This is a genomic window from Lysinibacillus sp. FSL K6-1151, assembly GCF_038630755.1.
Lineage (GTDB): Bacteria > Bacillota > Bacilli > Bacillales_A > Planococcaceae > Lysinibacillus > Lysinibacillus fusiformis_D.
In genome coordinates, this window is sequence record NZ_CP152040.1 from 1,437,588 (window position 1) to 1,460,197 (window position 22,610).

24 protein-coding genes are annotated in these 22,610 nt (G+C 37.4%); 8 read left to right on the forward strand and 16 right to left on the reverse strand.

The genetic code is table 11. From position 1 onward, the window contains the following. Positions 1-92 precede the first annotated feature (92 nt). Complete coding sequence (locus MHI04_RS06780) at positions 93-1,292, reverse strand: helix-turn-helix domain-containing protein (protein WP_342535439.1); 1,200 nt, start codon at positions 1,290-1,292, stop codon at positions 93-95. A gap of 165 nt (positions 1,293-1,457) precedes the next feature. Between MHI04_RS06780 and MHI04_RS06785 the strand changes: the two genes are divergently transcribed. After that, a complete protein-coding gene (locus MHI04_RS06785) occupies positions 1,458-2,216 on the forward strand; it encodes a glucose 1-dehydrogenase (RefSeq protein ID WP_036127043.1) in 759 nt (252 codons plus the stop codon). Between the two features lie 597 nt (positions 2,217-2,813). On the opposite strand, the gene MHI04_RS06790 is transcribed toward MHI04_RS06785, so the two are convergent. From MHI04_RS06790 to MHI04_RS06825, 8 genes are all read right to left on the reverse strand, one after another. After that, positions 2,814-4,475 carry a methyl-accepting chemotaxis protein gene (locus MHI04_RS06790; protein WP_036117349.1) on the reverse strand — a complete coding sequence of 554 codons (1,662 nt, stop codon included), beginning with the start codon at positions 4,473-4,475 and terminating at the stop codon, positions 2,814-2,816. Next, the gene (locus MHI04_RS06795) at positions 4,472-5,458 is read right to left on the reverse strand and encodes a BMP family ABC transporter substrate-binding protein (protein ID WP_141903991.1); all 987 of its coding nucleotides are present in this window, start codon (positions 5,456-5,458) and stop codon (positions 4,472-4,474) included. The genes MHI04_RS06790 and MHI04_RS06795 overlap by 4 nt, the downstream gene beginning before the upstream one ends. A gap of 397 nt (positions 5,459-5,855) precedes the next feature. Next, positions 5,856-6,710, reverse strand: a complete 855-nt coding sequence (locus MHI04_RS06800; protein WP_342535762.1) for an IS3 family transposase — start codon at positions 6,708-6,710, stop codon at positions 5,856-5,858. Beyond that, positions 6,695-7,201, reverse strand: coding sequence for a helix-turn-helix domain-containing protein (locus tag MHI04_RS06805; RefSeq protein ID WP_180957783.1), 507 nt, complete (start codon positions 7,199-7,201; stop codon positions 6,695-6,697). The genes MHI04_RS06800 and MHI04_RS06805 overlap by 16 nt, the downstream gene beginning before the upstream one ends. Positions 7,202-7,657: 456 nt before the next feature. Beyond that, complete coding sequence (locus MHI04_RS06810) at positions 7,658-8,926, reverse strand: PTS ascorbate transporter subunit IIC (protein WP_036127027.1); 1,269 nt, start codon at positions 8,924-8,926, stop codon at positions 7,658-7,660. A gap of 33 nt (positions 8,927-8,959) precedes the next feature. Then, positions 8,960-9,223: a PTS sugar transporter subunit IIB gene (locus tag MHI04_RS06815; protein WP_058844267.1), complete on the reverse strand. Its 264-nt coding sequence runs from the start codon at positions 9,221-9,223 to the stop codon at positions 8,960-8,962. Next, the gene (locus MHI04_RS06820; protein WP_058844268.1) at positions 9,220-9,678 is read right to left on the reverse strand and encodes a PTS sugar transporter subunit IIA; all 459 of its coding nucleotides are present in this window, start codon (positions 9,676-9,678) and stop codon (positions 9,220-9,222) included. Before MHI04_RS06820 ends, MHI04_RS06815 begins: the two co-directional genes overlap by 4 nt. A gap of 61 nt (positions 9,679-9,739) precedes the next feature. Continuing rightward, the gene (locus MHI04_RS06825; protein ID WP_244504847.1) at positions 9,740-9,964 is read right to left on the reverse strand and encodes a hypothetical protein; all 225 of its coding nucleotides are present in this window, start codon (positions 9,962-9,964) and stop codon (positions 9,740-9,742) included. Positions 9,965-10,526: 562 nt separating this feature from the next. Between MHI04_RS06825 and MHI04_RS06830 the strand changes: the two genes are divergently transcribed. The 6 genes from MHI04_RS06830 to MHI04_RS06855 all read left to right on the forward strand — a co-directional run bounded on the left by MHI04_RS06830 (position 10,527) and on the right by MHI04_RS06855 (position 15,593). Then, complete coding sequence (locus MHI04_RS06830) at positions 10,527-11,723, forward strand: hypothetical protein (RefSeq protein WP_058844269.1); 1,197 nt, start codon at positions 10,527-10,529, stop codon at positions 11,721-11,723. Between the two features lie 250 nt (positions 11,724-11,973). After that, on the forward strand, positions 11,974-12,135 hold the full coding sequence (locus MHI04_RS06835) for a hypothetical protein (protein ID WP_249649171.1): 162 nt from the start codon (positions 11,974-11,976) through the stop codon (positions 12,133-12,135). Between the two features lie 191 nt (positions 12,136-12,326). Then, complete coding sequence (locus MHI04_RS06840; RefSeq protein WP_308302772.1) at positions 12,327-13,625, forward strand: M48 family metallopeptidase; 1,299 nt, start codon at positions 12,327-12,329, stop codon at positions 13,623-13,625. 87 nt (positions 13,626-13,712) lie between these two features. Next, positions 13,713-14,528, forward strand: a complete 816-nt coding sequence (locus tag MHI04_RS06845; RefSeq protein WP_036127018.1) for a YitT family protein — start codon at positions 13,713-13,715, stop codon at positions 14,526-14,528. An 86-nt stretch (positions 14,529-14,614) separates the two neighbouring features. Next, on the forward strand, positions 14,615-14,989 hold the full coding sequence (locus MHI04_RS06850) for an MmcQ/YjbR family DNA-binding protein (RefSeq protein WP_036127016.1): 375 nt from the start codon (positions 14,615-14,617) through the stop codon (positions 14,987-14,989). Positions 14,990-15,047: 58 nt separating this feature from the next. After that, positions 15,048-15,593, forward strand: coding sequence for a hypothetical protein (locus MHI04_RS06855; protein ID WP_342535440.1), 546 nt, complete (start codon positions 15,048-15,050; stop codon positions 15,591-15,593). 65 nt (positions 15,594-15,658) lie between these two features. Here MHI04_RS06855 and MHI04_RS06860 read toward each other — a convergent pair whose 3' ends face one another. The 6 genes from MHI04_RS06860 to MHI04_RS06885 all read right to left on the reverse strand — a co-directional run bounded on the left by MHI04_RS06860 (position 15,659) and on the right by MHI04_RS06885 (position 19,567). Beyond that, a complete protein-coding gene (locus MHI04_RS06860) occupies positions 15,659-16,003 on the reverse strand; it encodes a GIY-YIG nuclease family protein (RefSeq protein WP_058844272.1) in 345 nt (114 codons plus the stop codon). 17 nt (positions 16,004-16,020) lie between these two features. Next, a complete protein-coding gene (locus tag MHI04_RS06865; protein WP_036127011.1) occupies positions 16,021-16,776 on the reverse strand; it encodes a DUF2087 domain-containing protein in 756 nt (251 codons plus the stop codon). A gap of 134 nt (positions 16,777-16,910) precedes the next feature. Next, positions 16,911-17,786 (reverse strand): ABC transporter permease, encoded by an 876-nt coding sequence (locus tag MHI04_RS06870; RefSeq protein ID WP_058844273.1) that lies wholly within the window; start codon positions 17,784-17,786, stop codon positions 16,911-16,913. Then, positions 17,786-18,706 (reverse strand): ABC transporter ATP-binding protein, encoded by a 921-nt coding sequence (locus MHI04_RS06875; protein WP_036127007.1) that lies wholly within the window; start codon positions 18,704-18,706, stop codon positions 17,786-17,788. Before MHI04_RS06875 ends, MHI04_RS06870 begins: the two co-directional genes overlap by 1 nt. Before the next feature lie 5 nt (positions 18,707-18,711). Then, complete coding sequence (locus MHI04_RS06880; protein WP_036127006.1) at positions 18,712-19,116, reverse strand: DUF3021 domain-containing protein; 405 nt, start codon at positions 19,114-19,116, stop codon at positions 18,712-18,714. 1 nt (position 19,117) lies between these two features. Then, positions 19,118-19,567 carry a LytTR family DNA-binding domain-containing protein gene (locus MHI04_RS06885; RefSeq protein WP_058844274.1) on the reverse strand — a complete coding sequence of 150 codons (450 nt, stop codon included), beginning with the start codon at positions 19,565-19,567 and terminating at the stop codon, positions 19,118-19,120. A gap of 200 nt (positions 19,568-19,767) precedes the next feature. Between MHI04_RS06885 and MHI04_RS06890 the strand changes: the two genes are divergently transcribed. Beyond that, positions 19,768-20,796 (forward strand): AbrB family transcriptional regulator, encoded by a 1,029-nt coding sequence (locus tag MHI04_RS06890; protein ID WP_342535441.1) that lies wholly within the window; start codon positions 19,768-19,770, stop codon positions 20,794-20,796. 40 nt (positions 20,797-20,836) lie between these two features. On the opposite strand, the gene MHI04_RS06895 is transcribed toward MHI04_RS06890, so the two are convergent. After that, the gene (locus MHI04_RS06895; RefSeq protein WP_058844276.1) at positions 20,837-22,531 is read right to left on the reverse strand and encodes a methyl-accepting chemotaxis protein; all 1,695 of its coding nucleotides are present in this window, start codon (positions 22,529-22,531) and stop codon (positions 20,837-20,839) included. Positions 22,532-22,610 lie beyond the last annotated feature (79 nt).

Below are 22,610 nucleotides of genomic sequence, written 5' to 3' on the forward strand. Positions count from 1 at the left end.
GTTTTAAAATATGCAAGTGGTACTGCAAGTATGACTTTTACTATGTAAAAAGAAAGTAAAAGCTGGTCACGAACATTCTTTTACTTTCTTTATTATTGATGGACATCCTTATTTCTATATTGCTTAGGGGTGATACCTGTAAATTTCTTGAAAACTTTAATAAAATAGCTTTGATCTGTGAAATTAAGTAATGAACCAATGTCTAAAATGGGGTAGCTTGTATAGGTTAATAGCTTTTTTGCCTCTTCAATCCTTTGTTGCTGAATATATTCACTAAAGGAAATCCCTACTTCCTTTTTAAATAAGGAAGAAAGATAATTGGGGCTTAAGTGGCAAATTGCTGAAAGTTGATTGAGTGTTATTTCACTATATAGTTGATTTTCGATCGAATGGATGCAGGTTGTAATGGGTGCTGAATATTTGTTTTGCTTAGCTTGTGACACACGATGTGTAAAATCATAAATGGCTTCCTCCATTAACGAAAGAATGTCGATTAAGCTGCTTTGATCCTCAAGTTTTTGAATGTAAAAATCACTTAATGTAAAGGCTGTTTCTTCATTTAATCCACCTTCAATAGCAGCACGACAAATTAGTGCAATTCCTGTAATCATCAAATATTGTACACTTCTTAAATGATTGTGCTTTGAAAGCACTCCAAGTTGTGCTTGTCCGACAATGGAATAGTTCAAGACTTCGTTTAATTTCTCCATCCGCCCATTTTTCACATTGTCTAACAATATTTTTTCATAGTAAAGATTTGTATGCACACTATCTTTTCTTCTTGCATAGGAAAGTTCAAGCGCAGTATGTCCCTCATGACGAATAAGGGGCTTTAACGCGTGGTTGTGGTGAATCACAGCTGTTTTAGATATTTTTTTTTGGTAGATTGAATAATAAACAAATAAACTGATGGCTAAGCATTGCTGATAATGGAGAGTAGGAAACAAATCAGGCTCATGATAAATAGTTGATTTTATAGTGTCTTCTATTACTGGTGAAAGGGACGGCCCAACTACAAGCGCCCCTAAATATTGATTGTCTACTGTTAAGTTAATATAAAAATAATTGCATTCAGCTATAGAGAAATAAATAGGATAGCTATTTGAAGCCGTATGATATGGGTATGTTTTTAGCTGTTCCTTTAGAGAAATATAGGATGGATTACTGGTATATTCTGCTGATGAATATTCAAAAACTACTTCTCCCGCTACATTAATATAAGAGACAGGGAGATGATGTATTTCAGAAATTAGTTGACTTATATATTGAAGATCGATAGTGGATATTTTCACATTTCTGCACCCCCGTTCGTAATAATACTATCAAAATGAAAGCAGTTTCAATTTTTATTGTATAGACAATGAGAAAGTACTATTTTGTGTAAAATAATACAATAAAAAAGAGAGAAGTAGCAATAAAATAGACAATGACTTCAAAATGTTAGGGAGGAATAGAAGATGGATCTTTTGAATAAAATTGCAGTTGTAACAGGTGCTGGAAGCGGTATTGGAAGAGCCAGCAGTTTGAAGCTTGCTAGCAATGGTGCAAAAGTGGTAGTCGTTGATTTCAACAAAGCAACAGGGGAAGAGACATTAAGCTTGATTAAAAAGCAAGGTGGAGAAGGTATCTTCGTTCAGGCAGATGTTTCGAGAAACGAAGATGTTCAAAAATATGTAAATGTTGCTGTTGATACTTATGGACGCATTGATATATTTTTCAATAATGCAGGAGTTATTCAAAAAATTTCTCCATTAACAGAGATTGAGGATGTAGAGTATGAACGTATTATGGCTATCAATGTGAAAGGTGTATTCCTTGGCTTAAAATATGTTTTAAAGGTAATGGAAGAACAAGGTAGCGGCTCTATTATTAATACGGCTTCAACAGCTGGAATTCGTAGTGAGCATAGTATGGCTGTTTACTCTGCAAGTAAGCATGCAGTAGTAGGTTTAACAAAAGCAGCTTCTTTAGAGTATGTAAAAAAGGGGATTCGAATCAACGGAATTTGTCCAGGAGGCGTAGAGACAGCATTAACAAACAGTGTAACAACTATGTTTGAAACAGGTGGCTATATTCCAGAAGAAATTCCAAATATGAGAATGGGACGCTATGCAAAACCAGAGGAACTGGCTGAAATGGTTGTTTTCCTAGCATCAGACAAAGCAAGCTATATGACAGGCTCAATCGTGGTAGTTGATGGCGGCTTAACTTTATAATAAAAAGAGGAAATCCAGTGAACATTATTCACTGGATTTCATGTTGTTGAAAAAAGGTAATGTCAACGGCATAATAAGCAATTTTGTAAGGCGAGGGGTTGATTTCCGTTCCACCAGCGTCCTTTCCAGGGGGCGTCCGATGAGCCACTTCACTTACTGCGTTCGTTCCAGGGTCTCCTCTGTGACGCTGGATCCACTCCAATCAACCATTCTGCAAAAGTGTCTTTTCCTGAACAAAATAGCCCATTATTTATATTATAAGAGAGGATAGCCTCTCTTACTTTCAATGTGGAGAAGTGATGTGTGACAACACCCCTCCATAAAAGAGTAGTGAATACCTTCACTTTTTTGCTAAAAAGTGAACATTTTTATTTTATGGATTGGAGTGGAAGGCTACTTGACTCCTGTAGGATAGCGAGACAGGCGTGCCCCTGCACGGTAGCAGAGGAAGCGGCTCGGCGCTCGCCCACAGGAAAGCAAGTAGCCTACAACAGAAATCCTTTTTTACCTTTCACATAAATTCTATGGGTGGTTTTGTTTTTCAACACTAAGAAATCCAGTGAACATTCATTCACTGGATTTTGTTTGGCAAAGATATTATAAGGTGAATTTTTTCAGCTCATGCATCAATGTATCTGTCATACCTTGCAGATCGTCAATTTTAGCGCTAATTTTTTGGAAGGCAAGTAACTGATCCTGTGTCGAAGCTGAAATTTCTTCTGTACCTGCTGCTGTTTCTTCTGTAATAGCTGAAATATTTTCTATCGTACTATTCACTTGCTGGCTCATTTCATTCGTTTGAACCATTTCCTTTGTAAGGCTTTGTAAATCATGATGAATGTCTGCGATATGTGTCGCAATGACAGCAAATGATTGTTCCGTTTCTACCATTGAATGGGACTGTTCATTTGAAAGCTGATATCCTCGCTCAGCCGTAGTAAGAATATGTGAGATGCCATCCTGTATATGTGTGACCATAGAAGTAATTAAATTCGTTGCATTCTCCGTTTCAGAAGAAAGCTTTTTCACTTCCTCTGCGACAATGGCAAACCCCTTACCGGCTTCTCCAGCACGGGCAGCCTCAATGGCAGCGTTTAAAGCTAATAGATTTGTTTGGCTAGCAATAGTGTGGACAGCATTGGCCGCTCCTTCAATTTCTGAAGTGAATTGCGAAAATTGCGTAACAGCCTCTTTAATATCAAGTGATGTCGTCGAAATATCTTTTGCAATGGTTGATTGTTTTTCTAATGAATATTGACCATTTTGAACAGCCTCTAATGCCTGTTTACCATTGTTAGCGGATTGCTCACTTGTTTGCATAACCCCCTTAAATTGGTCGGTCATATTATTCATAAGGATGGCCACAGATTGAATATCTTCTGACATCGTATAGCTACCTTTTGCTAATTCGTCAGTAGATGTGGCGATTTGATTACTGCTTTCATGAATATTTCTCATATGGCTTGTCACATCTTGTGTGAATACGTTAACATCCTTACCGATATGATCGATGGATTGTACAGTACTTTTCAAATTATTCATCATCTGTGAAAAGCTTTCCGATAGTTGATCAATCTCGTATCGACTGTTTGGTTGATAGGAGAGTGTAGAGGTATCTATAGTTAAATCTCCTGTAGCTGCCCCCTGTGCACACTCTACAATCTGATTAATCGGTTTGGTAATTCTTTTTGCTGCCACATAGGAATAAATAATCGTTGCCAAAATTAATAGCACACTGCCGATGATTGTAGTGGTTGTAATAAAACCAATTTTTTGCTTTGTCACTTGTATCATCTCTTGATACCATTCGTTCGTTTCTTTTTTGAGCAAATGCATATCGTTTAAAATACCTTTAATTCGGATAGATTGCTTTTTTATTTCAGAGCGGTTGTTTTCTTGAAAGCCGCTTTCTGTAGCTTTTTCTAGGTCATCAAATTTATCAGAAATTTTGTCGATAATCTGTTGATGGTCAGGTATTCTTGTGAGAGCAGCCAATGCTTCTAAATTGCTTTTTGTTTCTTGTAAAATAGCAAGTGCTTCATTTTTATTCGCTTCACTATCTAAATAGGTATAATTATTTAATGATTGGCTGGCCACAACCAAACTTTGCTCCAGCTCTTTCACTGCAAGCAAAAGTTTCGTGTCATCCTGTGCGGTTGTTTGGATATTAAATGTTTGAATGATAATAAAGCCAATCATAGCCATAGCCAGTACGATTGGGATGAGTGTATTCATAAATAATTTTTTACGTAATGTCACTGGCCATTCCCCTTTTCTGCAGTAACTTTTATCTTGCCCGAGATAATGGCTTCTTGTGCCTTTTCAATGGCAGCCTGTTGCTCTGATGTTAGTTGAATGACACGAATATCAGCTAGTCCCACACCTTGATCTGCTAGCCCTAATGCAAACGATTTTTGGGTAATTTTTCCGTCCTCTACTAATGTTTTAGCAAGTTGATAGACAGCAAGATCCACATTTTTTAGCATGGATGTGACAACCGTCTTTTCGGCAACAAAAAATTGATCGATATCAACACCCGCTGCATAAATCCCCATTTCCTCGGCCTTTTTAATGGCGCCGAAACCAGTAAAGCCAGCTGCATGATAAATAAAATCAACGTTATTTTTTATATATTGATCTGCTATTGCTGCACCAGCCTGCGTGTCATCAAAGGTACCCGCATATTCGCTCATAATGTCAATAGTTGGTTGTACATAACGAGCTCCTTCGATAAAGCCATTTTCAAAGTGATGAATAACAGGGGCATCTGCACCACCAATAAAGCCAATTTTCCCTGTCTTGCTTGTCATAGCAGCAACCATACCAACTAAAAAACTGCCTTCTTGTTCTTTAAAGGTAATCGAAATAATGTTGTCAACATCAGATTGCCCATCAATCAATATGAATTGTTGGTCGGGATATTGTTTCGCAGTTTTCTCTAGTGCTTCCTGTACAGAGAAACCAAGACCAATGATGATATCATATTTTTCTGCTACAAGCTCGTTCAGCTTGTCCTCATAATTACCATCAGGAGCCTCTTTGTAATCAAACAAAATGCCAAGCTCATCTCGAGCCTTTTCGAGCCCTTTAAAAGCTGAATCATTAAATGATTCATCGCCTAGTCCCGCGTCTGATAGTAAAACGCCTATCTTATATCCTTCAGTTGATGTCTCTGTCTGTGCGGATGAACAGCCTGTTAGCAATAGACCCATCAAAAGAAAAGTAATCATCAATTTCTTCAAAATGTTTGTACCTCCTGTTGTTTATAGCCTATATATCGGCAAAATGTGAATTTTTTTAGTCTGATGTCAGACTACAATGAAAATAAATTTTTATGTAGAGCAAAAGAATAAATAGTCATTTCTATATACATAATAAGTTAATATTATAAACCTAGATGACTAATTAAGTAATATATTTATGAAGGTTTCTACAGCAAGCTCTGTATGCCTAATCAATAATAAAGCCTAACGCAGATAGCGTTAGGCTTTCATGTTGTTGAAAAAAGGTAATGTCAACGGCATAATAAGCAATTTTGCAAGGCGAGGGGTTGATTTCCGTTCCGCCAGCGTCCTTTCCAGGGGGCGTCCGATGAGCCGCTTCACTCACTGCGTGAACTGACCCCAAAAATTTGAACTTTTAAGAAACTCTTCGAAACTCAACTGGACTTTTTCCGTTGAGTTTTATTTTTATCCGTTCATGATTGTAGTAGTGGATATAGTCTACTAACGCTTTTTTGAATGCTTCGTAGTTCTTAAACGTTGTTGCGTATAGAAATTCTGATTTCATAATGCCAAAAAAGCTTTCTATCACGGCATTATCTAAACAATTCCCTTTCCGTGACATACTTTGCTTGATTTCATAAGTGGCCAATAACGCTTTAAAACGTGGTATTTGATATAACCATCCTTGATCAGAATGGATGATTAAGCCACTCTTTTCTGATAGCTGTGTATACGTAAACGCCATTTTCAAAGACTGTTGGACTAACTCAAAATTAGGTGATTTTGATACCTCATACCCAACGATTTCTCGATTGAATAAATCTAATACAGCGGATATATAGATTTTTTGACCGTTTATTTTAAACTCCGTTACATCGGTTACCCATTTCTGATTGGGTGCAGTGGCTTCAAAATCACGTTGGATGATATTCTCTGCGACATAGCCGACTGTCCCTTTATACGAACGGTATTTTTTAGGGCGTACCGTCCCTTTTAAGCCCAATTCTTGCATCAATCGTTGGACCGTTTTATGGTTGATGAAAAACCCTTCATTTCGGAGGGCTAAACAAATACGACGATAGCCATAACGCCCCTTATGGTAATGAAAAAGCGTCTGAATTCGTTCTTTGATCGCCTGATATTTATCTGGTTTTACCCATTTTTGGAGATGATAATAATACGTACTTTTCTTAAGTTTCGCGACTTTTAATAGAGCTTGAAGAGGAAAATCCAACCTTAGCTCATAGACAGCTCTTACTTTTTCTTGGATTTGAAGGCATCCTTTTCTTGAACTAAGGCTTTCAACTTTTTTAAATAGGCATTTTCCATCCGTAAATACTCAATTTCGGCTTTTAACTCATCCGTTGTTTTTCCATTTAAATCGGACGAAGGTGGTTGTTTTTTTGGCATTGATTGGCGCTCCTTTTCTACTTGATAGAGCACCTCACCAGCCGTTGACATCCATTGTTTTTTCCATCTCCGAACGGTTTCACGGGAAGGAATATTAAACTTCGCAGCAGTCTGAAGGAGCGAATCGCCCGTCTCTATCAGGTGTTGAATTACTTTTATTTTAAAAGAATCTTCGTAATTCGTGAACCCTTGAGGACGAATAATTCCTTCGATGCCATGATAGCGATATAATTCAATCCATAATCGAATGTACTGTCGATCCCTCTGTAATCGATTGGCAATCTGATACGTACTTTCTTTTTCTTCAAAGTAAGCTAGAACTGCGGCTAATTTTTGTTCATCAGAAATCACTACCTGCACCCCCTATAGTAGATTTTTAAGTCCAATATTTTGGGTGCAGCTCACTAAATCCCCTAGGAGTGACGCTGGTTCCACTCCAATCAACCATTCTGCAAAAGTGTCTTTTCCTGAACAAAATAGCCCATTATTTATATTATAAGAGAGGATAGCCTCTTACTTTCAATTTGGAGAAGTGATGTGTGACAACACCCCTCCACAAAAGAGTAGTGAATACCTTCACTTTTTTATGGATTGGAGTGGAAGGCTACTTGACTCCCATGGGATAGCGAGACAGGCGAGCCTCTAAACGGAGTGGTAGCGGTAGAAGCGGCTCGGCGCTCGCCCACAGGAAAGCAAGTAGCCTGCAACGGAAATCCTTTTTCACCTTTCACATAAATTCTATGGATGGTTTTGTTTTTCAACACTATGAAAGCCTAACGCAGATAGCGTTAGGCTTTACTATATGTTCTAAACAGCTCCGAATAATTTTAATAGATTAATAATAATAATGCCGATAACACCGAAATCTGAATCGCCAAAGGTTGTGCCTTCATAGCCGATGTCGCCCATAAAGATTAGGAGTATGGCTGGAATAAAGCTAATTAATAGACCATTAGCAAAGGCCCCAGACATGGCACCGATTCTGCCGCCTGTAGCATTGCCAAAGACGCCAGCTGCAGCTCCCGTGAAGAAATGGGGAACGAGGCCAGGGACAATCACTTTTAAACCAATGAAGGGGAGGATAAACATAGAGACAAGTCCTGCTAAAAAACTAAAGATGAAACCAATGATGACAGCGTTTGGTGCAAAGGGGAAAATAGTTGGGCAATCTAGTGCTGGTTTTGTGTTTGGGACAAGCTTATCAGCAATGCCTTTAAAGGCTGGAATAATTTCAGCAATTAACATACGGACACCCGCCAAAATAATATAGACACCTGCAGCGAATGTGATCGCTTGCATAATAGCGAAAATAATAAAATTAGAGCCAGCTGATAATTGTGCCTCAATATAGGAGGGGCCTGCGAAAAGGGCAACAATGACAAAGAATACGCTCATTGTTAAAGAAATAGCGACAGAGGTATCTCGTAAAAAGCCTAATGATTTTGGAACCTGTATGTCCTCAGTTGATTTCGTTTTATTACCAAAGAGCTTACCAATCTTTGCAGAAACATAGTAGCCAACACTGCCGAAGTGACCTACAGCAAAATCATCACTACCTGTTATTTGCCGAACAGTGGGTTGTAAAATGGCAGGGAACACTACCATACAAAGACCAAGAATGATAGACCCTACGATAATAAGAGGTGTACCACTCATTCCACCAACTGACAATGAAGCCGCGATTAAACAAGCCATAAATAATGTATGATGCCCAGTTAAAAAGATATACTTTAATGGCGTAAATCGCGCAAATAATAGATTCATTATCATACCAAATACCATTATCAATGCTGTAGCTGTACCAAAATTAGTCTGAGCAGCTGCCACGATGGCCTCGTTGTTGGGAATGACTCCCTGTACTTGAAAGGCATGATCAAACATTTTACTAAAATGGTCTAACGAGCCAATCAAGACAGTGGCACCAGCACCAAGAATGACAAAGCCCATAATTGTTTTGAATGTACCTGAAAGAACAGTGGAGCTAGATTTTTTTTGAATGAGTAAACCAATAAAAGCGAATAGGCCGACTAGTATAGCTGGTGTTCCTAAAATGTCATGCATGATAACATCCAACATATCAACACCTCATCCTATCCAAATTTTCCGTACTTAAAGCAAAGGTTCTAGCTTTTCTTTTATTTCCACAATACTCATCATATTGACGATGCTCACAATGGTTCCATTGTCTTTCGCTAATTCATTCACAATGTCTGCTGCCCCTAAATAAATATCTGCTTTCTCTGCCTTTGCAGATGCTAAGTCTGTATGGGTTACCTCAGCATTTTTACCCAATGCCTCTAATGCCTTGTTTACATTCCATTCTAAAATCAAGCTACTACCTAAACCATTTCCACACACGACTAAAATTTTCATCCTGGTGACTCCTTTGTCGTATATTGTTTGATTTTTTCACAAATCATGTCTGCATGCTGACAGGCAATCAGGCCTTCAATATGGTCAGGGTCTTGTAACACTGCTGCCAAATCAGCTAACGCCTGTAGATGTGACGTATTGTCGATGGCAGCTAGCACAATTAGTAAGTAAACAGGCTGATTAGGGCTAAAAAAAACAGGCTGCTGTAACCGGAGCAAACTCATGGCAAGCTCATAAACACCATCAGATGGCCGTGCATGGGGAATGGCCACTTTTGGTGTAATGACGATGTAGGAGCCATATTGCTCAATAGATTGAATCATGGCTTCGACATAGCGTTGCTCAATTTTATTTTGCTGTACTAATGGTCTTGCAGCTAAATGAATCGCTTCTTGCCACGAATGGACAAAGTTTGCAAGCTGTATACAATCCTTTGTCAGAAGCCTAGTTAGCAAGGACAACCCTCCTTTCTTAAAAATATCCTCCCATTTCATGTTATTACGACTACCTGTGGAATTATGTCATAACAGGGGATATTTTTAATTGCTTTGCTACATCGTAAACCGAAGTTTTGACAAATTCATCAAGGGTATGATCTAAACGCGTTTTCGGATAAATCAACTGAATCTTTCTGTGAAGCGTCACATCATCTAAATCCTTCTTCATCAGTACACCCGATGTTAATTCCTCTTCTATTAAGGCAATAGATAGAAAAGCCACGTTTTTTCCAAAGGTCAGCATTTTTTTATGGTGCTCACAGAATCCAGCTCAATCGTATAAGTAGAAGGCTGGAAAGAGTCCATCCACTTCTCAATGAAGTGATTAGTGGAGCTAGAAGAGGTATGCAATAAAAGCTTATTTTTAAGAATATCTTCTTTGGTGCTGTCCTATTTAGTCGCTAGTTTGTGTGAAGGGCTAAATGCCAAAACAAGTGCATCTTCCCCAATTGTTTAATAATGCAGGAAGGGATTTTCCTGTTGGGTCTCTATGATAAGCCCGAAATCGAATTCTTGAAGTGCTCCTTTTTTTTCAATTTCAGGTGCTGTTTTTACGTCTAATGAAATGCGGATATCTGGTAAGCTGTTGAAACTTGATGAATTAAATCTGGCATAAAAATATGAGCAGGTAAGCCACTTGCCCCAAAACATATCGTGATATACGCCTTCTCCTGCCAACGAAAGGTGTTTTGATTTTATTTGTCCCTTCAGTATGAAGACAGCTATATCGAGAAGAGATCTATTTTTATGTTACTATTTTTGAATAGTGAAGAGTGATTTTATGGTAATTAAGAGGAGGATATAATATGGTGCAAACAGTTATTTTAGAAGGATTTGAAAATCGTCAACTTATTACGACACAATCAAAAGTAGAGCCATATAATATGTATATTATGAGTAGAGATATAAGTGAAAGTTGGAGCTATTTAACTGGTTATTATGAAGGTATTGTTCGCTATAATTATCAACTTAATCAAGTTGATCAATTGCTAATTCCGAATGGATTTCAGTTATCAAGTAATTCTTTTTATAATGAATATTTTTATTGCAGCAGATTGATGTGGGAAGGAAAAACTGCAAATTTAATATTAAACCAAATTGATTGCAAAAACCTAATTTTAAAAGATTCAATAACATTAAAAATAGAGGATAATAGTTCCAATCCTGAGAATTCTTCTTTATCTGAAACAGAGCTGTATGGCTTGGGAGAAAGATATTTAGTTGTATGTGTACCACAGATAGAATCGCAAAAATTTACTAGGCACTCAAATTGTATTCTCGTAGATTTTTTAGAAAATAAGTATTACTCAATACCTGAAAAAATAGGACAGGATGATACCTTTTTAAATGTTAATAACATAAAAGTAATTGATAAAAAAAATAAAAAATTCGTTTATTTTACAACTGGCTCATTATCCTACAGTAATAAAAAAAATGCATGGAATCATAGGGAAAAGGAAAATTCAAATTTTACTGAGAGCATTGTAATCATTGACTATAATTTATTTATAGAACAAATAAAAAATGATTTGCCAATTTCAGAGACTTGTATAGTAGATCAATGTGATAATAGTGAAAGCTTTGTATTGGAAAATAATAAAAACGAATGTGTTTATTGGTATAAACATAATCTTAGAGATGAAACATATATTTTGAAAATGTTTAATCCATTCAGTGAAAATTATCTAGAAAGAATTATTGATGGGAAGTATGATGTCATCTATTTCTTTAATGATGATTTATATGGAGTAAAAGAAAGCGAACATACACAAGTATTATATGATGCCAGTAATAATAAGGAGTTATATACAGTAGGAAATTCATGTTATTTCTATTATGGAAACAAAGAATGGATTGTTTTCTTTGAAACGCCAACTAATAGTTTTAATATGAAATGGATTGTTTATGATTTAATTCATAACAAAGAAGTTGCTTCAATTGAAAGCCCTCATCCAACAGTAGATTATATTAAAGAAAATAATACGATTATATTTATAAAATAATTGCCTCTCCTCTTTTTGCTTGGGGTATGGTAGCAGGGAGTACGAAGGGAGCCTATCATACTTTTGTCTCTTACGATACGGTTGATGCGAGTGCTGCCCAAAAATTGATTCTCGAAAATTCGGCAAAGAAAATTGTAAATTGGCATTCAGAAGCATGGTATAAAAATACGTTAGCTCAGGTAGTAGAATATGGATCTGCTAATGCCATAACTTATAAAGAAGCTTTCTAGGGCAAGAAGCGGATATTGAGGTGTGGCAGTACAAAGGAGACATTATGGTGGAGCTTTCTACAAAAGCAGATAATGCCAACCAAGCGGCTGTTATCGAAAAGCAATGGTATGAGCAGCTATTATCTGCAGGCTACTTAAGTATAGATCAGCGTGGAAAAACCGCATTTGTCATGAATAAATAAGTAAGAACATAATAAATTCGCAGCATTTTGAAACAATGAGAAAGATTTTGTATGCTCATTGATAGAAATGAGGCGAATTTTTCTTTTGTGAATTGAGATATTAAAAAAGTAGGTCTATGTTGTTCTAACTTTGATATTTTGGCTTACACTTACTATAGGACGAACTTTGGATGATATGAGGGGGAATTAACATAGCGAAGAAAATGGGCATTGTTACGCTGCTATTATTCGGTGTTTACGTGCTTTGTATGTACTGGTATATATTCCATAGCGGCGGAGGAAAAATACCTAGTGCTTTACAAGGAACGGTGGCAGATCCAGTAATGTTTATGTCTGGTAAGGAGCTTTTTTTAAGTGGTGAATATTCAAAAATACGGAATTTTTTATTCTTTGTAGCGACTCCTTTGGAATGGCTTATTTACTTTTTGATTTTATTATTGGGCATCTCCCGTTATTTTGAAAAAGTGACGACCTCCCAAACGAAGTGGAAGCTATTGCAAAATGCAGGCTACCTATTCCTGCTATCCCTATTGCTCTATATTGTTTTATTCCCGCTTGATTATTATCGCTATTACCTCAGCAAAAGCTATGGCATCAGTACGCAAGCATTTGCGTCTTGGATGAAAGATGGTGTTATTGATTTTTGGGTGAACTTTGGGATGAGCTTCATCATTGTGACGGTTATTTATTGGCTCATTAAAAAGAGCGAGAAACGGTGGTGGCTTTACGCTTGGCTATTAACCATCCCCTTTACAATCTTTGTGATGTTCATCCAGCCAGTTGTCATTGATCCTTTGTACAATGATTTTTATCCGTTAAAAAATAAAGAGCTGGAAACGAAGATACTCTCAATTGCTGAGCAGGCGAATATACCAGCAGAGCATGTTTATGAGGTCAATATGGCACAAAAGACCAACTCCTTAAATGCTTATGTGACAGGGATTGGTAGCAATTCGAGAATTGTACTGTGGGATACCACATTAAATAGACTGACGGACAATGAAATTTTATTTATCATGGCACATGAGATGGGCCATTATGTAGAAAAGCATATTTATTTTGGCATTGCAGGTTATTTATTGCTTACGTTGGTGGGGTTATGGTTTACAGCGAAGGTTATGCGACGTTTGGTTGGACGCTATGGACAGGTACTGAAAATCAATAAAGTTGGCAGCATTAGCTCATATCCATTATTTTTGCTCATTACCTCTATATTGTTATTTGCCTCTAATCCAGTGTCGAACTTCATCTCAAGATATCAGGAGACAAGAGCAGATCAGTATGCAATTAACCTCATGAATGATCGTGAAGCGGCCGTAACAGCTTTTCAAAAACTAACGATTTCAGGATTAAGTGAGGTCAACCCTCCGCTTCTTGTTAAATGGTTCCGCTATACACATCCGCCGATGCTAGAGCGTATTTATAAGGTGGCCGATACAGGTGATCACAAACAGACTGCCCCTTTAAAGGAAGAACAGAAGAAAAAGTAGGAATATAGGTTTTTCATCAGCAGAAATTGGGTAATCTATGAGAAAGATATATCAAAATTTGGTCGTTGATTGATAGGGGATATCATTATGCGTAATGTGATTATAATTACTCTTTCTTCCATTTTAGTGGCCTTTGCCTATAATTATTTATTAATTCCCCATGAAATCTTGAGTGGTGGATTGAGTGGTATCGCCATCATGCTTGGCATTATTACCCCTTGGAATACAGGGGTATTAAATTTACTGCTTAATTTGCCTTTACTGATTTTAGGTGTGATGAAGCTTGGTAAGCGATTTATCAGCTATACGATTCTTTCTGTAGCCGTTTTGTCCGTGAGTTTATATGTTATTCCAATTCACAAGGCAACACAAGATCCTATCCTTGCATCCCTATTTGGAGGAGTTATTGTAGGCTTTGCGATGGGTATGATTTTTCGTGCAGCAGGCTCCTCTGGGGGCTTTGATATTATTGCCATGCTACTAAGTCGTAAACGAGATTTTCCACTCGGTACATTAATTGCTGCTATGAATGGTGTTGTAGTGGCAGCTTCTGGCTTTGTCTTTAGCTGGGACGCGGCATTATTAACGCTTGTTTCCATTTATGCAACAGGAAAAGTGGTAGATACGATTCATACAAGCCATATTAAATTAACGTTGATGATTATTACGAGTAAAGGGGAAGAAGTCAAGCAGCAGCTGTTGCAAAAACTTCATCGTGGTGTAACGATTATCGATGCGAAGGGAGCCTACTCTGGTGAAGGACGAAAAGTGTTAATCACTGTCATTACGCGTTATCAACTCGCGGATGTAAAAAGTACGATTAAGGAAACCGATCCAAAGTCGTTTGTGAATATCCTACAGACAACAGAGGTTATGGGCATGTTTGATCGAAGTACGAACTAAATAAGGCTAGTCCCTACACACGTTTTAGGTTATACTAACCATAATCGAACGTGTGTTTTATTTTGTGTCGAAAGGGGAAGAAATAGATGGAAAAAGAAATGATTCATGCTCATTGTCTACAACTACAGGGAACGATTTATGACTATAAGGAGGAATGGCAAGCAGACCGCTATCATATTGGTGGGAAAATGTATGCCATGATTGGGGGAAATGCTACAGGTAAGCCTGTATTAACGTTAAAATGCGAACCTGCACGAGCAGAGGAATTACGAGAATCCTTTGTCAGTATTATACCTGGCTACTATATGAATAAAACGCATTGGAACTCCATTTATATGGATGCTGAAGATGTCCCAATGGATTTGGTAGAGAATCTTATTAAGCATTCGTATGAGCTTGTTTTCAGTAAATTAACGAAAAAAGTACAGCAAGAAATTCAGTTGTTAGAAGTGACAAAATAAACAAAGAAAGTTAAACTGTCTCAATCCAACTGAAAATGCTATAGGGTGGAGAAAATAGATGAGAAAATTCTTGTTATTAGCAATAGTCACTTTGAGCGCTTTATTATTGTTAGGAGGCTATCGTTTAACTGCATTAAGCGCTGCAAAAGCCAATTTTTTTATGACACCTGAGTATAAGATTGTTGAAAAGATTCAAGAAGGACACGATATTTTTTATTTGTTTAAGCGTGATAAAAAAGAAATCTATCAAACTGTTTTGGTACAAAAAAACGTATTTCTATATAAAAGGGTTTATGCTACAGGTATCTCCTCCACGAATGATTCCTTAGAGACAATAGGAGGCATGAGCTATCGTTTGAATCATGAAGGAACTTTGTTTGTTGTATTATCTCATGATGAAAATGTTTCCTATATAACAATTAACTCAAAGCAAGGAATTATCAAAAAATCCATTGAACATAGTAAACTAGTTTCGTTTTATATACCTTATGCGCAGCAAATTGATTTATTAGAAGCTGTTGCTTATGATAAGAACGATCGCCCAATCTATTATTATGGCTATGATGATGCTGATAATTTAGGATGGAATCGTGTGGATGAATAAAAAATAGCTGAGGGAACTGTTAAATTTTCATTTGCTTGATCCCACAGCTATCTATTGGATAAATCCTAAGAATTATACCCACGCTCACCATAAGGATTTAGCGTGTCGAGCCATTTTTGCTCTAGCTTTTCAAGCTCTTTTTTGGCATCGAAATAGCCATCTTCTTTTTTCTTTAAATATTCAACGATTTTCACCTCAAAAGCATCTTGACCAAATGAATTGTAGTCCGCTTGAAGCTCCTTATTCGTATGTGTATTCGTTTTGAGCATAAACTGAAAACCATTTAAACGTTTTAAATTATTAAAGCTCCCCACAAACACTTTCCCAGTTTCTGTATTAGTCATCGTAAAAACGCCCGCTTCAATTTTCATGTCCTTATACATCTCTTTTAACTCTTTTTTATGATCCATTTCAAAAACCTGCCTTCTTATTTTTTAACCCAGTAAGCGCTACCGTCAGCTTTGCGGTCCAGAAAACCGTATTCAATTAAGTAGCGACGTATATGAACGTAGTCTTCATACATCGGTTTGATGATTTCATTTAATTCTTTTTCTGTATATTGTTTTTCTTTGTCAAAAAGCATTGTAATGGCACGAAGTACTATAATTTTTTGTTTTTCACGCTTAGGAAAACGAACTAGCTCCTTGCCAACACCATGTGGAAATAATTTCGCCAATAATTGCTGTTCTTCTGAGAGAGTGACATTATAGCGATCGTCAACCATTGTAGCTGTTTTATGAATAGACACAAATGGTTCCTCCTTTCGATCTTGTTCCTTCAATAATTCCATCATTACCAACAATGTTTTGGCTTGGCGTTCCTTTTCCTTTAAAGCAAAACGATGATGGCGAATGGTCGTGGCACTACCAATCTCTAATTCCTCTTTTATTTCCTGATCTGATCTACCTTCATAAAATAAGCGTAAAATATGGCTTTGATGTTCTGTTAAGCCTGTCATTTTTTTATTGAGACCGTTTAAATAATGAAAAACAGATTGATGTGTCATTGTCATATGCTGCTGCATCATTTTTTCGGCTTCATACAATAAGCCTTCATAAGGATAAATGATTCCTTTCTCTACTTTTTCACCGCACAGAAGGCAGGTGAAATGTGTTCCCTCATTGGTATAACCCTTTTTGAGGTCATCGATAGGAGCTTGCCAAAATAGTTCATTTACATCCATAGGGGAATCCTCCATAAATACAAACAATATTTATTTTTGTTTATTAATTTATATTTAAAATAACAAATTGTTTGTTTAAATGCAATAAAAAACACATCGTTTCCTAAACGATGTGTAAATCTGTTAGCTAAAATTTATTTATATTTTCTTTTAAATAACATCATAGATGCTAGCGCAAGTATGACGATTGTACAAACGATAATGATGAGGCTAGTCGAAGTGCTGAGTATTTTTCCATGAAGCTCATAGACAATGCCATAATTGATTTTATAGTCTTCCACATAGGAAGCAGGCACACCTTCAAAAACATCGCCAATAGAGCTATCCATAAATGCATTGCGTAACAGTAATGTTGTATGACTAATGGGGAAATACATGATTAAATTTTGAGCAAAGCCTGGTAGAGCACCAAGAGGTACATAGACACCACATAAAAAGCCGAGTACTGTCCCGACGATTGTGCCGAGTGTTGAAAAAGCATTTTGCGTGGACACAAATAATGACAGAAATAAATTAAAGACACTTGCTAGCAGGACAGATAAAAACAAAATGCCGAGTACATGAACAAAATCCCCAAAGCTTAGGAGCTTACCACCTGTTGCTACAAGAAAGATTTCACAGCCGATGAGTGCGATAAAGGAAAAAATACTACCGATGATAAACGCATTGATGACATAGCTTAGCTGAATCGTTGAACGGGAAAGGGGAGCTGTTAAAAAATCTGCTTGTGCTTTTGACTCCTGATCCTTAACGGCAATGCCATATGCACAGAGTGTAGTAGAAACAGCAATCATGGACAGTAATCCTGCTACAAGCCATTCATTGACCATCGTCATTAATTCTGGTGTTGCTTCTGTTAGTCGTTCAATGGCATCTACCTGCATTTTTTGGAGAAAGACAGCGTACAGCACAATGACAATAATGACTGACAGTAGGGAGAAGAATACCTGCGTTTTATCTCTTCTAAATACTTTATTATTCCGCTGAACTAGACTAATTAATGCTTCCACTACGCGATCTCCTCCTCTGCCATAATATGAAGAAAGACATCATCCATCGATCCTTTAATGACCTCAAAGGAAGCAATGAGTTTCTCTGCTTGTTTTAATAGGGTCAGCGCATGTAGAGTAGAGGATAAACGAATAGTATATATCCCTTGTTTCTCTGTATAAGAGAGCGCATTTTCCTCTAGCCACCTTACACCTTTCAATGGATTGTGAAAAACGAGAGCCATTGAATCATAGGCATATTTTGTTTTCAGCGCATCGGGTGTACCCTGCGCGACAATTGTCCCTTGCTTTAAGACAAGGACTTGATGGGCTACTGCTGCTTCCTCCATATAATGAGTTGTTAAAAAAACGGTCATATTAGTTTCCTGTTGAAGCTGCTTGATAGCCTGCCAAACGAATTGTCGTGTTTGTGGATCTAAACCCGTTGTAGGCTCATCTAGAAATAAAACACTAGGGCGATGAATAAGTGCACGAGCGATATCTGCTCGTCTTTTTTGTCCACCAGATAATGTTCCGTATTTTTGCTTTTCAATATCATCTAAATGCAAATAGGTGGAGACAAATTGATAATTTTCTGTGAGCTGTGTTTTTGATAAACCATATGTTTGACCACGATGCAGGATATTTTCGCGCACAGTTAATCGTTCATCTAATATACTTTGCTGGAAAACGACACCGATGGATTTGCGAATATCTCCATTATCATTGCTTGCGTCAAGAGTGAAACCATTAATGGTTACTTGACCGCTTGATTTTTTTAATAATGTACAAAGTATTTCAATGGTAGTAGATTTACCAGCACCATTTGCCCCTAAAAAAGCAAATAGAGTGCCTTGTTCAACTGTAAAAGAAATGCCTTTGACAGCTTGCTGTTCGCCATAGTGTTTACATAAATTCTCAACTTCTATTGCAATGGTCATCTTTGTTAATCCTTTCTTTTTTGAATTTCTCGATTCATTTTTTCAATATCCCTTATTTGAAAAACATATATAATACACCAAACAATGGAATAAATGATGGCTTCCGATAGCAACACATATTTCACACCTGAATGCTCAAACCAATTCCCGAAGTAGCCTGCCGTTAATACACATGCTGTGACAGCTATTAAATGTAAAAGTAGCTGAATCGTAAAAGGTATTGGCTCGATATCAAAAATGGCGGAAAATAGTCCAATCGCAATACCAAGAAGGGTAGCAATGATAATCTCCTCCAGTAATTCTGCTCCTGACATAACCGCATTGTTTGAAAGGACGCTTAATGTGACTAAGATGTAAGAAGAGCTAAGGGAAATGAGTAGTCCAATAATCATCATGCGTAAATACTTCATGCTATAGATCCCTCCCAATACCTAAATGTCGCTTTAATTCTTTTAAGTATTTTCGACTGACATGAATGGCTACTTCATTTTCGAGTAATAGTTGTGTAGTGCCGATTTTGCCCATTTGAATAGAGGCGATTTTATGGATATTGACAAGTGTAGATTTGCTCACGCGTACAAAATCTTTGGCTAGCTGTGCCTCTAGCTCATATAATTTTCGCTTTGACTCAAACTCTTGCTCATCCGTTTGTAAAAATACTTTGGCACCCTCCGCGTAAATGGAATAAATATCAGAAATTTTTAATAGATGAATTTCTTGTTGGAAATACCCGTCTAGCATCGTCGTTTGGGATGCTTGAAGCTGTTTCATCAATCTTTCAATTTGCTCATTATATTCGTTGGCATGAATATGAACCTCTGTTTCTTCAAGTTCATGATTGATGGTTAAATGAATTTTCATAGGAGGCCTCCTTTTAAAACACTGAATCAGGTATTACTAATGTAGCATAGAAAATTTTAACAAGGATAAAATCTACGATAAGAGGTTTTATTTTATAGATAACGGGTTCTTTTTAAGCGATACAGTTCACAAGTCGGCCCGGTAGAAAAAAAGATGCTTAAACGTCATAATAGGCTTATCGAGTTGAAGGGGTTGCTACCATGTTTGTTTTTGATAAGCATATGTTCATCACATTATGCATTGGTTTAATAGGTGCTATGATTTTTCAATTTTTACATATACCGATGCCTTGGTTGCTAGGTGCGATTACAGCGGTGCTCATCGTGCAGCTGTCAACCAACGTACAATTGAAATGGCATCATTCTTTTCGTAATATTGGTTTAATCGTAGCGGGGTACTCCATTGGTTATGCTTTTACACCAGAGGCTGTTCAGGATATTAAGCTTTTTTTAGGGAGCATGGTCATTTTAAATATATTATTTATTTTGCTATTTTTCGCTGTTAGTTTTCTTGTAGCAAAGCGCACCGATTTGGATTTTGCGACTGCCTTGACGTGCTGTGTCCCTGGTGGCATGTCACAGGTTGTGGCATTTGCTGAAGAACAAGAGGAGATGGATATGGTAGTTATTACGTTCTTTCAAATCCTTCGTGTCCTTTTAATCGTCGGCTTTGTTCCTTTAATGGTAGCAGGCGCTGGTAGTAGCAGTTCTATGATTGATGGAATGTATACATTTAATCTTGTTGGTATACTTGTGGTATGTGGTGTAGCAGGGTGGCTAGCTCAAAAGTTAAAAATTCCAACAGGCTATATGCTTGGACCAGTGTTTTTACTAATGGGTATTAATATGGCAGGGGTAGAGGTACCCAAGCTACCATTATCATTACTGCATATTGCTCAACTCATGCTAGGAATTTATATCGGCTTATTGTTGAAAAAAGAGGATCTCCATTTATCGAAGAAGCATATTTTTTATGCATTTGTCTCAGCAGGTATTTTTATCGGAGCAGCTTATGGTCTAACATTTGTGATGACAGTGTTGTACAGTCTCGACTTTAGGACAGGCTTTTTAAGCATTGTACCTGGGGGACTTGATCAAATGGGAATTATCGCCGCTTCTGTACATGCAAACGTGGCAATCGTGACGGCTTTTCAGCTATTCCGTGTACTAGTGGTCTCGATCTTCCTTGTGCCCGTGGTAAAAATGTTTGTGAAAAAAGTGAAAACATGAGGGGATAGTAGTACACTAAACCCTCATGTTTTTCTTTTATTTAATATTTAAATTGATGAATCAAATCCTGTAATGTTTCAGCGTTTCTCGTTAGCTGTGACGCAGCATCATTAATATCATCCATTGATAATAGATTGGTTTCCGCAATCTGAGTAACGACTTTTGATTGCTCACGAGCATCTATGGCAATTTCGGCCATAATTTGTGTGGAAGCATTGGCTTGTTCAATTCTTGCATATAACTCCTCTGCAATTCCTGAAACCTCTTGAATCTTATTCGTTACAAGCGACACTTTGGTTGTAATTTCTTCAAAGGCTTTACTTGTCGTGTGAACCACCTCGGCACTTGTTGTGGCTTCTTGCTTACTTTGCTGCATGTGAACGCGGGCTTCCTTAGAAAGCTGTTGCATAGTATGGATTGTGTCTGTAATTTCTGCTGCAGAAGTTTTGGATTGTTCCGCAAGTTTACGAACCTCTTCTGCAACGACAGCAAAGCCTTTGCCATGTTCACCAGCGCGTGCTGCTTCAATGGATGCATTGAGTGCTAGTAAATTCGTTTGCTCAGCAATCGCATGAATGACTTCCACAATTTCATCAATTTTATTAGCATGTGTGTCAAGGGCTGCAATGGAATTAGCACTTTCTTGAACAGCCTCTGACATCCTGCGCATTTGAAGCTGCATATCTTGTGCCGCTTCTTCTCCATGTTTAGCTGTATCCCAAGCATCGGATGCATAGGAGGATACTTCACCATTTGTTTCCGTAACGAGCTGAATCCCTCCAGCAATATCTTGCATTGCTTCAGCATTCTCATGAGCACTATGCTTTTGTGTACTCGCACCACTCGCTAATTCTTGCATATTAGCTGTTAATTTTTCTGTCGTTGCCGTAGTTGATCCCGCAGTGGCAGACAATTCCAAAGAGGATGCGGATACCTGATTGGCCGTTTCATCTACTTGTTGCATCATGCTTCGTAAGGTGGTAAGCATGGCATTAAAGGATTTTGCGACTTGGCCAATTTCATCTTGCGAGTTCACCACAATTTGCTGAGTTAAATCGCCTTTCCCAGCTGAAATTGTTTCTAGCTGGTGATTTAATTGTTTCAAAGGTTTGACAATACCTCGTACGAAGAGCATGCCCGCAAGCACAGCAATGATAGCAGAAATCACAGCTATAATGCCCGTTTTTAGCAACATTTTTTGAGCTACTACATCAATGTCAGAAGAAGGTACGCCAGCGAAAATCATGCCAATAATTTCACCATTTTTAGTTTTTATGGGTTTATATTTTGTAAAGTAGGGTTTGCCCACAACTTCAGCTGTACCAGAATATATTTTCCCTGTTGTTAAAACTGTGTCCGCTACTTTTGGATCGACAGTTGTGCCAATAGCACGTTGACCGTCAATGACAATATTTGTGTTAATACGTGTTTCTCCAGAAAAAATCGTAATCGCAGCCTGTGATAATTCTCCTAATGTATCAATAAGTGCTGTTTCCTTTGCGATGTTGACGTTTCCTTTGTACAGTTCCCCGTTTTTTATTTGCCAATCACCTGGGTGTGTTTGATCAAGATTATGTATACTTACATCTAAAATTTGATTGAGCCTTGTTTGGTACTCATTTTCTAAAGTTTTTTTCATTTCGCTTGTATTCATGAGACCGATGGCAATTAGCACAAACCCAATGATAACTACAATTAATAAGCTCATTTTACTTTGCATTCCTAGCTTTTTCATTAAATGTCCCTCCACATTTTTAGCTACATCATAAAACATGCATGAAAAACCATTACCAATAACCTAAATATTGAAATTA

What these genes read in the sequence shown, in the direction of transcription:
- MHI04_RS06855 (WP_342535440.1), top strand. Translation starts at nt 15,048, where the DNA reads ATGAGAAAATTCTTGTTATTAGCAATAGTCACTTTGAGCGCTTTATTA.
- MHI04_RS06880 (WP_036127006.1), bottom strand. Translation starts at nt 19,116, where the DNA reads ATGAAGTATTTACGCATGATGATTATTGGACTACTCATTTCCCTTAGC.
- MHI04_RS06825 (WP_244504847.1), bottom strand. Translation starts at nt 9,964, where the DNA reads ATGCTGACCTTTGGAAAAAACGTGGCTTTTCTATCTATTGCCTTAATA.
- MHI04_RS06845 (WP_036127018.1), top strand. Translation starts at nt 13,713, where the DNA reads ATGCGTAATGTGATTATAATTACTCTTTCTTCCATTTTAGTGGCCTTT.
- MHI04_RS06890 (WP_342535441.1), top strand. Translation starts at nt 19,768, where the DNA reads ATGTTTGTTTTTGATAAGCATATGTTCATCACATTATGCATTGGTTTA.
- MHI04_RS06810 (WP_036127027.1), bottom strand. Translation starts at nt 8,926, where the DNA reads ATGTTGGATGTTATCATGCATGACATTTTAGGAACACCAGCTATACTA.
- MHI04_RS06815 (WP_058844267.1), bottom strand. Translation starts at nt 9,223, where the DNA reads ATGAAAATTTTAGTCGTGTGTGGAAATGGTTTAGGTAGTAGCTTGATT.
- MHI04_RS06895 (WP_058844276.1), bottom strand. Translation starts at nt 22,531, where the DNA reads ATGAAAAAGCTAGGAATGCAAAGTAAAATGAGCTTATTAATTGTAGTT.
- MHI04_RS06885 (WP_058844274.1), bottom strand. Translation starts at nt 19,567, where the DNA reads ATGAAAATTCATTTAACCATCAATCATGAACTTGAAGAAACAGAGGTT.
- MHI04_RS06785 (WP_036127043.1), top strand. Translation starts at nt 1,458, where the DNA reads ATGGATCTTTTGAATAAAATTGCAGTTGTAACAGGTGCTGGAAGCGGT.
- MHI04_RS06850 (WP_036127016.1), top strand. Translation starts at nt 14,615, where the DNA reads ATGGAAAAAGAAATGATTCATGCTCATTGTCTACAACTACAGGGAACG.
- MHI04_RS06860 (WP_058844272.1), bottom strand. Translation starts at nt 16,003, where the DNA reads ATGGATCATAAAAAAGAGTTAAAAGAGATGTATAAGGACATGAAAATT.
- MHI04_RS06830 (WP_058844269.1), top strand. Translation starts at nt 10,527, where the DNA reads ATGGTGCAAACAGTTATTTTAGAAGGATTTGAAAATCGTCAACTTATT.
- MHI04_RS06865 (WP_036127011.1), bottom strand. Translation starts at nt 16,776, where the DNA reads ATGGATGTAAATGAACTATTTTGGCAAGCTCCTATCGATGACCTCAAA.
- MHI04_RS06875 (WP_036127007.1), bottom strand. Translation starts at nt 18,706, where the DNA reads ATGACCATTGCAATAGAAGTTGAGAATTTATGTAAACACTATGGCGAA.